Below are 10894 nucleotides of genomic sequence, written 5' to 3'. Positions count from 1 at the left end.
CTGCGCACGGTCGATGAGCTAATCCACGCGATCCGCCGGCTGGCGGTGCGTGGTGCTCCGGCACTCGGCGCGGCGGGCGCACTCGGCGTGGTGCTCGCGGCGCGTGAAGGCGGCGACTTGACGGCCCTGAAAGAACGAGCCGCACGCGTCGCGCAGGCCCGACCGACCGCCGTCAACCTGAGCTGGGGGGTGGCTCGCGCGCTGGAGAAGCTCGACGGGGGCGCGGATGCAGTACTTGCCGAAGCGCTGGAGATCCTCGACGAGGACGAACGCCTCAACCGCGCGGCGTCCGCCCACGCCGCCGAGATCGTTGTCGGATTGTGCGATCGCCGTCCGCTGCGGCTGTTGAGCCACTGCAACGCCGGCCACCTCGCCACAGTGGCCTGGGGCAGTGCGCTCGGCGTCGTGTGGCACCTGCACGAGCGGGGCTTGGTCGAGTCGGTGCTGGTCGACGAGACGCGCCCGCTTTTGCAAGGCGCGCGGCTCACGGCATGGGAACTGGCCCAGGCGGGCGTGCCCTACCGGGTGCAGCCGGACAGCGCGGCGGCCGCAGCTATGGCCCGCGGCCTCGTCGACTGTGTGCTTGTCGGCGCCGACCGCATCGCGGCCAACGGCGACGTCGCCAACAAGATCGGCACCTATGGCCTCGCCATCGCGGCGCATCACCATGGGGTGCCGCTCGTCGTGGTGGCGCCTTCCTCGACGGTCGACACGTCACTCGCCAGCGGCGCCGAGATCGCCATTGAGGAACGCGCGCCCGAGGAACTCCGTACATTCGTCGGCGCCACCGTCACTCCGCCGGACGCCGACGTGTTCAACCCGGCCTTCGACGTGACACCGGCCGAGCTGATCACCGCGGTGGTCACCGAGTGTGGGCGCTACCGGCCGCCCGGATAAGGCGACGGATCTCGGCAAAACGCCACGACGCCGTGCCCTGGAGCGCGAAAATGTATTCATCGCGTGGTTAGCCGCGATCCGCCGGGGGGCATGACGAAGGTCATGGCGCGCCGGGAGGTGTCAAATGTCGTTTGTGATCACGGCGCCGGAGGCGCTGGCAACGGCAGCAGCAAATCTGGCCGATATTGAATCGGCACTCACCGCGGCTAATGCGGCCGCAGGGGCTCATACGACGGGTGTTCTGGTGGCAGCCGCCGACGAAGTGTCGGCGGCAATCGCGGCGGGCTTTTCCGGTTTCGGTAGGGACTACCAGGCGCTCAGCGCGCAATTGGCGGCGCTCCAGGACAGATTCTTGCAGACCTTGACCAACAGCGCGGCTTCGTATGCCACCGCCGAAGCCACCGCCGCCACGCCGCTGCAGCCCGTGCTCAACGCGATCAACACTCCTTTCTTGACGCTGACCGGGCGCCCGCTGATCGGCAACGGCGCTAACGGGGCCCCGGGCACCGGAGCCGCCGGTGGAGCCGGTGGGTTGTTGATCGGTAGTGGCGGCAACGGCGGGTCCGGCGGAAGCGGCCAAAACGGCGGTGCCGGCGGGGCCGCGGGGCTGATCGGAATCGGCGGCGCCGGCGGGGCTGGCGGACCGGGTACCACTTCCGGCGGCGCGGGCGGCGCTGGCGGATTGCTGTTCGGCGGGGGCGGCAACGGCGGCCCCGGTGGCTTCAACGCTGCCGGCACCGGTGGCAACGGCGGGCCCGGCGGCGCGGGTGGCCTGTTCAGTGCGGGTGGCACCGGCGGCGCGGGTGGCAGTGGCAACGGCGCTGGGGGTAACGGCGGTGCCGGCGGTGCAGGCGGAACCGCGGGGCTGTTCGGCGAAGGCGGCGCCGGCGGTATCGGCGGGTTCACAAATGCCGCCGTTGCAGGTCCTGGTGGGGCCGGTGGCAGCGGCGGGATTATCGGCAGCGGCGGTACCGGCGGCTTCGGTGGCGCCGGCGGCGGCGCGGGCGCAATCAGCGGTGATGGCGGAGCCGGCGGTAACGGGGGCATGTTCGGCGGCGATGGCGGTGCCGGTGGCACCGGTGGTGGCGGCGGTGCGATTAACGGCGACGGCGGGGCCGGGGGCAAGGCAGGCATGTTCTTTGGTGATGGCGGGGACGGCGGCTCCGGGGGCGGCGGCGGCTCGATTGCTGGGAATGGTGGTGCCGGCGGCGCGGCCGGCATATTCGCCGGGGCCGGCGGTAATGGTGGCGCGGGCGGCACCTCCGGCGCCATCGGTGGAAAGGGTGGGGCCGGCGGTCGCGCCGGCATGCTCTTCGGCTTCGGCGGTAGCGGTGGTGGCGGCGGCGCCGCGTCCAATGCAGCGATTGGCGGCGACGGCGGGGCCGGTGGCAGTGCTGGCCTGCTCGTCGGCGATGGCGGGGCCGGTGGTGCGGGAGGTATCAGCGCCATCATCGGCGGGGATGGTGGGGCCGGCGGCATGGCCGGGCTGCTTGGTCACGGCGGTCAAGGCGGCGACGGCGGTATCAACACCACCGTCAACGCGTCGGGTGCCGGCGGTGATGGCGGTCGGGGCGGCAACGCCGTCCTGTTCGGCGACGGTGGCAACGGCGGCAACGGCGGGTTCGCCGTCACCCCGGGCAAGGCCGGGAAAGCCGGCGCCGGCGGCACCGGCGGTCAGATTGTCGGCTCGGACGGCTTGACGGGGTTCTGAGCAGCTAGCTGCTGGCGCCCGCGGCGATCACCTGGTCCACCTCAAGCGCCCGCTCGGCCATCTCCGCGTGCGCCTTGTCCAGGGCCTCGGCTTGGTCTTCGTCGGCCTTCATCAGCGCCTCGATGTTGGAGCCCGCCAGATCGAGCACACCCATATCGGAAAATGCCTTCTGCACCTTGTCGCCCCACAACCCGATGTCCTTGACGATCGGCACGATGCGGCTGAACAGGTGAGAGCGGAACTGGATCATCAGCGGAGAGGCATCGACCCAGGCGGCGCACTCCTCCACATCCATGCCGAGGGTCTCGAAAACCTCCTCGCCGCGGAATCGGTCCCGCATCAGGTAGCAGGCGTCCACGACGAACTCTTCGCGCTCGTCGCGCTCGGCTTCGGTCAGCGCGGCGTAGTAGTCCTTCAACGAGATGCGGCCGAACGCGACATGCCGGGCCTCGTCCTGCATGACGTAGGCCAGCACCTGTTTGGCCAGCGAGCCCGGCGCCGCCATGTCCCGCAGGACCCCGAAGGCGGCGAGCGCGAGGCCCTCGATGAGGACCTGCATGCCGAGATAGGGCATGTCCCAGCGTGAGTCGCGCAGGGTGTCGTCCAGCAGCGCCGTCAGGTGCTTGTTGATCGGGTAGACCAGGCCGACCTTCTCCTGCAGGAAGCGGGAGAACGCCTCGACGTGCCGGGCCTCGTCCATGGTCTGGGTGGCCGCGTAAAACTTCGCATCCAGATCAGGCACGACCTCCACGATCTTGGCGGCGCACACCATGGCGCCCTGCTCGCCGTGCAGGAACTGCGAGAACTGCCAAGCCTGGAAGTGATGACGCATCTCGGCGCGACGTGCTTCGTCAGCGGCATCCCACATTGGGCTGCCGAACAGCGGATGAAATTCGTCGGGCAGCCCGACGGGGTTGTTCGGGTCGACGTCCTGGCCCCAGTCGATACGCAGCTGAGCATCCCACTGCTTGTCCTTTCCCTTTTGGTACAGGGAAAGCAGGCGGGCTCGACCCTCGTCGTACTCCCAGGTGAAGCGGGCGTCGCCGGCGCTGGGCACCTCCCACGAATACGGGTCCGGAATCTCCGTGTACTTGTCTTTCGTGGTCATGGGGTGCCGCCTTCCTACCTGCTGTGACTAGCGGTCATATGACGAGTATCACACTGCGCCGCCCGCGGCGGTGGCGTCAAGCCCGGTCTTTTCAACAGATCCTGACAGCGCGTCGTGGCTGTCATTCATCCTCGACCAGCGGGTTTCGGACGCTACGATCAGGCGTGGCCCTGAGCGCCCGGATGCCGGAACTGTCCGCGCTGGAGGTGCTGTCTGCGATTGCCAAGGCGGGCAGTCTGAACGCGGCCAGCCGTGCGGTAGGAATCAGTCAGCAGGCCGTTTCGGCCCGGCTGACCTCAATCGAGTCGCAGATCGGTCTGCGCCTGGTGACACGCACCACGCGCGGCGCCCAGTTGACCCCGGCGGGTGAGGTGGTCGTCGAATGGGCGGACCAGGTGCTCGATGTCGCCCAACGCGTCGATGCCGGGCTGGCGTCCCTGCGCGCCGAGCGTCGTAGCGAGCTCAAGCTGGCGGCTAGCCAAACGGTGGCCGAGCACCTGCTGCCGCGGTGGCTGGTATCGCTGCAAGCGGCGGCGCTTCGGCACGGCGCTTCGGCACCTGCCGTCAGTTTCGTGACCACCGACAGTCAGGGAGCGATCGCCGCTGTGCGTGACGGTCGGGTAGAGCTCGGCTTCATCGAGATCCGAGGCGTGTTTCCCGGCCTGCGCAGTCGCGTCATCGGACGCGACGAGCTTGTCGTTGTCGTGCCGCCCGACCACAAGTGGGTGCGGCGTTCGGCCGCGGTCACCGCAGCGGAGCTTCGCGAGATCCCGCTGGTATCGCGCAAATCGGGTTGGCAGCTGCTCTTGGGTGTCGAGGACCCCCTGGCGGGCGATCAACCGGAACCTGCAGCGCATTCACTCGAATTCGCCTCTGCCGCAGCGGTTCGCGCCGCCGTGCTGGCCGGGGCGGGGCCGGCGGTGATGAGCCGGGCCGCCGTCGGCGATGACCTTCTGCACGGCAGGCTGCGTGCCGTTCGGGTCGTAGGTCTGGATTTACAACGCGACATACGGGCTATTTGGCTGGGCGCCCGCACGCCGCCGGCTGGGGCAGCCAGGGAGTTGCTCAACCACATCGCAACTAGTCGCTGAATCGCGCGGCCCTGGCAAATCATTTTGTTGGGTGTCGGCGCCGACCTGTGATGCCATTCGTGCGGCCAGTTGGCTACCGTCATCCCGGGGGCTTTGCAAAGCGAGCAACCGACCAGTCACGAGGGGAGGCGCTGGTGTCGACCTTGAGGTCTCGCGCGCGCCTGTACATCTTCTGCGTCGTGACGCTGTTGGTAGTCGTCAACTCGCTCGCCTTATGGGGGAAACAGGCGTCCCATCGCGGCGAAACGCTTCTCCAGCTAGGCACCGGGCTGGCGGCGGTCTGCTGCGGCCTCATGGTCGGCTGGCGGGTGACTGGCCTGTCGCGTTGGTGGCGACTGATTTACATGGTGGGAGTGGGGTTGTGGCTGTTCGGTCAGACGCTGTGGTGGTTGGGTGACAACACCGAGGATCACGTCGCCACCGCCCCCGGCGTTGCCGCCCATCTGTCGTTGCCGGTGCTCGCCCTCACGGGGGTGGTTCTGCTGGTGTACTCCGGCGGGAACGTGTTCGGAAGAGACGGGTTGCTGTGGCGCCCGCCGGTTACCAGCGTCATCGACGGAGTGGTGGCGGGGCTATCGTTTCTGATCCTGGCCATCATGGGCGGGTTCGGAGCGGGATCGTCGGTCTCCCTGCCCCGGTCGGGCATCCCCGCGATCGAAATGGTGTTCGCGGCGGCCGAAGTGGTGATCGTGGCCGCGGTGGTTCTGATCGCCATGGTGTATGACCCGGACCGGCCATATCGGCTGAACTACCTGTTGCTGGCCGGTGGACTCGTTCTCATGGCGACCTCGGACCGAGTCGTCGCCTACCTCCGCAAAGTCGGCGCCGAGGGCGGCGACCTCTGGGGCGGCATCGGATCGATCCTGGGCCCGGTGATGGTCGCGTTCGCAATGCTGGAGTATCCGACCCAGCCGGCGCCCGCCCAAGACAGCGACCGGGGCATCGACTGGATGCGGTTGATCCTGCCGTATATCGGATTTCTCGGAATCGCAGTGCTTTTCGCGTACCACGTACTCGGAGGGCACTGGTTAGGCCCGTTTGCGGTCTGCCTGACGGTGCTCATGGTGGCGCTGGTGACCACCCGCCAGGTGATCGCGATGCGGGCGCAGTGGCTGCTCAGTCAGCGCCTTTACCTGGCGCAAGTTGGACTCGCACATCAGGTCAATCACGACGCACTGACCGGACTGCCCAACCGGCTTCTGTTCGCGCGCCGGCTCGACGAAGCGATGCGAGGCGGCGGGTTCGTACTGATCTTCATCGACCTCGACGACTTCAAAGAGATCAACGACCGGTTCGGGCACGCCGCCGGTGACGAACTGCTCTGCGCGGTCGGGGAGCGGCTCAAGCGATGCGTCACGGACAGCGACACGCTGGCCCGGATCGGCGGCGACGAGTTCGCGATCTTGATCCATGAAGACGTGGAGGAGCTCGAGACGGTCAGTGATCGGCTCCGGGTGGCGCTTCGGGATCCGTTCCCGCTTCAGGGTTCATCGGTGCGGGTTCGTGCCAGCCTTGGCGTGGTGCGGCCGGACGTCGAGGACGGGCTGCAGACGTCCGACGATCTGCTGCGGCAAGCCGACATCTCGATGTACGCGGGTAAACGGCTGGGCAAGGACACCGCGGTGATTTATCAACCGCTGACCGGTATCAGGGCCGACTTCCCGACCGCGTTACGTAAGGCCGATGGCGGGGTGCCGGCCGGATTCGGCCTGGCCTACCAGCCGATCGTGCGGGTTCCCGAGGGAACGTTGCAGGCCGTGGAGGCGCTGGCCAGGTGGACCGCACCCAACGGCATGCAGATCGCTCCCGAGACGTTCGTCATGGCCGCCGAAGCCGCTGGCCTGGGCGCAACCCTGGATGCGATGGTCCTGGACCTGGCCTGCTGTGAAGTCCGCGTCGCCGGATTGGACGTCGACATCCACGTCAACATCGGTGCGGCGCGCCTGGGGAACACCGGTTTCGTCGAGCACGTCAAAAGGACGCTGGAGCGGCATCGGATCGCGCCGGCCCGCCTCGTCGTGGAAATCACCGAGACGGTACCGATCGTCGACCTCGCCGACGCGGCGGCCCAGATCACCCGGCTCCACGCGATCGGCGTCAGGGTAGCCCTCGACGATTTCGGCGCCGGCTACAACTCGCTGACCTATCTGCACGCGCTGCCGGTGAACATCGTCAAGCTGGACCGCAGTCTGGCGGTCGGCGCCGACCCAGTACACGACCTGGCCCTCTACCGGTCGGTCATCGGTCTCTGCAATGAGCTGGGCTTTTCCGTGATCGCTGAGGGTATTGAATCGATGTCACAGCTGGACATTGTCCGGGCCGCCGGATGTCACCTTGCCCAGGGACATCTGTTCGGACGGCCTGCGCCGATCCACGACCTCGCCCGGGCGAAGGAGTCGCAGCGGCCGGCCGTCTGAGTCGTCGTATCCGACCGAACCGGCTGGTTACTCGGCATCCGTCGTCGACAGCGGTTGGCGTTCTATGGTGCGCCCCAGGACGACCTTGGCCGTGATGATGCCCAGCTTGGCCATTCCCAAGTACGTCGAGGGATTGAACAGCGTCGGCCACACGGTGCGGGTCTTGTGTTCGTCGACCGGCCGGGCGGTGAATCGGTCGCGCAGCCACCTCAGCGCCATCGGCGCCGACAGTGGATGCAACAGCAGATGGCCGCAGAACCGGTCGCGGTGATAGGTGACCGCTGCGCCGATGCGTTCGTACTCGGCGACAAGCGCATCGACATCGTCGACACTGATGATTCCGTCGTGCACCGCCTGTATGACCAGCACGGCAGGCTTCGGTCTGGACTTGCCGAGCTTGGTCTCGTCGAAGATGTGCCGTACCTCGGGTAGATCCCATAATTCGTCGGCCGTCATGTCGACGTAAGACCCGATGTCGACGTTGCGGAACTGCCATACGGCTTGGGCTGTCGTCATTGTCTGGAGCTTGTCCAGCAACGCCTTGCCCTCTTCGGTCGCGTGCTCGTCGACAACCTTTTGTGCGCCGGGAAAGACCTGCGTCAGGGCCGAGATCATCAGCGCGGCGAGGCCGGCGAAGAAGCTGCGATTGAGGCGGCGCGCCACACTCCCCGGGTCCGCGACGGGCGAACCCAGAACGGCGCCAACGACATTGAGCTCCGGCGCGTATCGCTCGCAGAGTTCGGCCGCCCACGCCGACGCCAAGCCGCCCCCCGAATACCCCCACATGCCGACCGGTGCGGCGGGCGACAGGTCCAGGCGTTCGCAGCGCATCGCGGCACGCAGCCCGTCCAGAATCCGGTAGCCGGGCTCGACCGGGGAGCCCCACATGCCGTGGCAGCCCTCGTGGTCGGGTACGCAAACCGCCCAGCCTTCGGCCAACGCCGCGGTCACCAGCAAGTACTCGGCTTGGACGAACGCACCGATCGGACGCGCGCCCCGCCGCATGGCAAAGGAGGGGAAACAGCGTGACGCCACGGCGTCGATCGCGCACTGATACGAGAGGACCGGAAAAGCGGCATCCGCGGCGCGCTGCGCCGGGACGAGCACCGTCGTCACGGCGACTTCCGGCTCTTCGTGCAGATTCGTGGTGCGATACAGCAGCTGCGTGGCGTTGACTCGCTGGGGGACAAGACCGAGAAATCCGATCTCGACGTCGCGCGAGCGCAATACCGTGCCCGGTTCGGCCTGCTCGTATCCGTGTGGCGCTTGGTAGAAGGGGTCGTCGTCGGGTGAGATAGGGCGTTCGCTGCGGCGCAGCTCTTCGTGCGGCGGGCCCGCAAGTTTTACTGACGTGGCGGAATGGCTGTCCATCGGTGTGTCGACCCCTCGGCGTATCACTGACGGCTGGGACGTCGCCGCCTGCCGTTTCCATTACCCGCGGTACCGGGTTTCAACCGTGGTGATGTCCACACCCGCCGGACCCAGCGTCGTCAGTGCCGTCCGGCGCCGACGAGCAAGACGCTGCCGAAGGATAATGATGGAATGACGGGAACCGCTGGAGAAAACAACCACCGGTTCTCGGACTCTCTGAAACGGCTGTGCTGCTTTGGTGAGCAGATCCTTGTTCGGTGCCCAGCTTGTCAGGGCTGCGCCCAGATCATCTCCTTGCCGGCTGGTGCCTGGGATCGGTGCAAATGGCGGGATCAGACCCGCCGACGACTCAGCTGTCTCCGGTGCGGACACACCCGCGCCTGGACCGCACCCCGCACGTATGACGGCGTTGCCGTCGTACCAGAGCCAAGTGGACCCATTGAGCCGTTCTTCGGGCTGCCGCTGTGGCTGCAGACGGACTGCTGCGGCGGTCACACGCTCTGGTGTTACAACACAGCACACCTCGATGTGCTTGAGGCCTACCTTGCCGCCCCACTTCGCCAGCGCGGCGAATGGCTCGGGTCGATGAGCATGATCGAACGCCTGCCCGCCTGGCTGAAATCCGCCAAACACCGCGAGGAGGCACTGCACGCAATCCGCCGGATGCGACTGTCGGCAGACCTACCGAACATCAGAACCTGACCGGCGGTCGCTACTCATTGGCATGGCGGAATAGCTGTCCATTTCCTGGCCGCGCTGATCCGGTGAGAATTGGCGTTGCAATTCTCTGCAAGCGCTGATTCCAATAACTGAGGAATGGGTGCATGTACGTTATGAGGCTAAGTCGTCTGCACTTGCAGCGAATTTCTCGCCCGGGCTTCGAAATCATCGGACTTTGGAATTAATTCGTCCATCACATCGGCCGGTTGCCTCCGCGGCAGCGGGATTGTCTCCTGACTGCGGCAAACGGCACGTGGAAAGTCCGCAGAGCCACATGCGGTACACGAGCTAGGCCTGGAGCCATCTGCACATACCGGACGAAGGCTGGTTGGTGACGCGGTAGCAAATTTTTAACCAGCCGAAACTGCGTGACCGGTCGGCAGGCGATTACCGGGTGACGTGGACGCTAGGAGCGTACTCGCGTACCCGACGGGGTTTGCAGTCACTCGAGGTGAAGGGAAAACGCAATTATCTAGGTGAATATGAATTCGCTTAGAAATCACACGTAATCTTGCGCTTGTAAGGAGTTTCTGCAGCCACCCGTCGGCGTATGGCGTCACATGACAGCTCAGTAGACCGCGTGGGCCGAAGAGTGTGCATTTTGCACAAGATACGCGGGGATGGGCATCGATCTTTGGGCATTGTGCATGAAACCTACGAAAGTACTGTACCGACCCTGTTGCGCAAACGTAAATTACCGGGCGGGTATCGGGTGCGGGCCTGCACCCGGCGCTTCGAGGTCGCGTCTTTCCCGGGTCGGTGGTGGTGACCGGGTGCCGTGTCCGGAGCTGGCGTCGGGGCTGTTCCCGCCAATTTCGGGAGGTCGGCTGTGTCGTTTGTCAGTGTGGTACCGCAGTGGGCGACCGCGGCGTCCTCCGAGTTGGCGGGGATCGGGTCGGCCGTGGGCGCGGCCAATGCGGCCGCGGTTGCCTCGACGACGCAGATTTTGGCCGCGGCCTCCGATGAGGTGTCGGCGGGCATCGTGGCGTTGTTCAACACCCACGCCATCGAGTACCAAACATTGAGCGTGCAGGCTGCGCTGTTCCATGAGCAGTTCGTGGCGCGGCTGACCAGCAACGTGGCAGCCTATGGGGCTGCAGAGGCCGCTAATGCCCAGCAGGTGGTGTTGGGGGCTATCAATGCACCGTTCGAGGCGTGGTTGGGGCGGCCACTGCTCGGTAACGGTGCGGATGCGACGACACCCGGTGGTGCTGGTGGTGCCGGTGGATTGTTGTGGGGCAACGGCGGTTCCGGTGCGGCGGGCGCCCCGGGTCAGGCCGGTGGCGCTGGCGGGGCCGCCGGGCTGATCGGGACCGGCGGGCTTGGTGGTGCCGGCGGAGCGGTCCTCAATGGTGTGGGCGGTGCCGGCGGGGCGGGCGGTGCTGGAGGTTGGTTGTGGGGTGCGGGCGGTTATGGCGGTGCAACTGGCGGCGCAGGTGGGGCGGGCGGAGAGGCCGTCGTGAACTTCGGTGGCGCCGGTGGCGGCTGGGGAGGGAATGGCGGCGACGGGGGCGGCCGGCACTACCGGCGGAACCGCGGGCGCCAGCGGCGGCACCGACGGCGGCGGCGGCAAGGGTGG

The 10894-nt window shown here is 67.0% G+C and carries 6 protein-coding genes and 1 pseudogene; 5 read left to right on the top strand and 2 right to left on the bottom strand.

The annotated features are described in order from the left end of the window. Both mtnA and A9X01_RS09470 read left to right on the top strand, forming a co-directional pair. Positions 1-897 (top strand): S-methyl-5-thioribose-1-phosphate isomerase (mtnA, locus tag A9X01_RS09475; protein WP_065120515.1); only part of this gene is annotated, 897 nt, incomplete at its 5' end. Between the two features lie 124 nt (positions 898-1021). Further along, positions 1022-2608, top strand: coding sequence for a PE family protein (locus A9X01_RS09470; protein WP_065120513.1), 1587 nt, complete (start codon positions 1022-1024; stop codon positions 2606-2608). A gap of 4 nt (positions 2609-2612) precedes the next feature. Here the strand turns inward: A9X01_RS09470 and A9X01_RS09465 are convergent, their stop codons facing one another. Then, the gene (locus A9X01_RS09465; RefSeq protein ID WP_065120511.1) at positions 2613-3716 is read right to left on the bottom strand and encodes a ferritin-like domain-containing protein; all 1104 of its coding nucleotides are present in this window, start codon (positions 3714-3716) and stop codon (positions 2613-2615) included. A 164-nt stretch (positions 3717-3880) separates the two neighbouring features. On the opposite strand from A9X01_RS09465, the gene A9X01_RS09460 reads away from it, so the two are divergent. Then, a complete protein-coding gene (locus A9X01_RS09460; protein WP_065120509.1) occupies positions 3881-4807 on the top strand; it encodes a LysR family transcriptional regulator in 927 nt (308 codons plus the stop codon). A gap of 134 nt (positions 4808-4941) precedes the next feature. Next, positions 4942-7224 (top strand): putative bifunctional diguanylate cyclase/phosphodiesterase, encoded by a 2283-nt coding sequence (locus A9X01_RS09455; RefSeq protein WP_065120507.1) that lies wholly within the window; start codon positions 4942-4944, stop codon positions 7222-7224. A gap of 27 nt (positions 7225-7251) precedes the next feature. Here the strand turns inward: A9X01_RS09455 and A9X01_RS09450 are convergent, their stop codons facing one another. Beyond that, complete coding sequence (locus A9X01_RS09450) at positions 7252-8595, bottom strand: lipase family protein (RefSeq protein ID WP_065120506.1); 1344 nt, start codon at positions 8593-8595, stop codon at positions 7252-7254. A gap of 1549 nt (positions 8596-10144) precedes the next feature. Here A9X01_RS09450 and A9X01_RS09445 point away from each other — a divergent pair. Further along, positions 10145-10894 (top strand): annotated as a pseudogene (locus A9X01_RS09445) (PE family protein); the annotation flags it as partial.

The organism is Mycobacterium asiaticum (assembly GCF_001668675.1).
GTDB lineage: Bacteria > Actinomycetota > Actinomycetes > Mycobacteriales > Mycobacteriaceae > Mycobacterium > Mycobacterium asiaticum_D.
The sequence above is the reverse complement of the archived record's forward strand: the minus strand, read 5'-3'. Positions and strand labels throughout refer to the sequence as shown.

Excerpts from the sequence above, each read along its gene's own strand:
- A9X01_RS09465 (WP_065120511.1), bottom strand. The coding sequence starts at position 3,716 with ATGACCACGAAAGACAAGTACACGGAGATTCCGGACCCGTATTCGTGG.
- A9X01_RS09470 (WP_065120513.1), top strand. The coding sequence starts at position 1,022 with ATGTCGTTTGTGATCACGGCGCCGGAGGCGCTGGCAACGGCAGCAGCA.
- A9X01_RS09450 (WP_065120506.1), bottom strand. The coding sequence starts at position 8,595 with ATGGACAGCCATTCCGCCACGTCAGTAAAACTTGCGGGCCCGCCGCAC.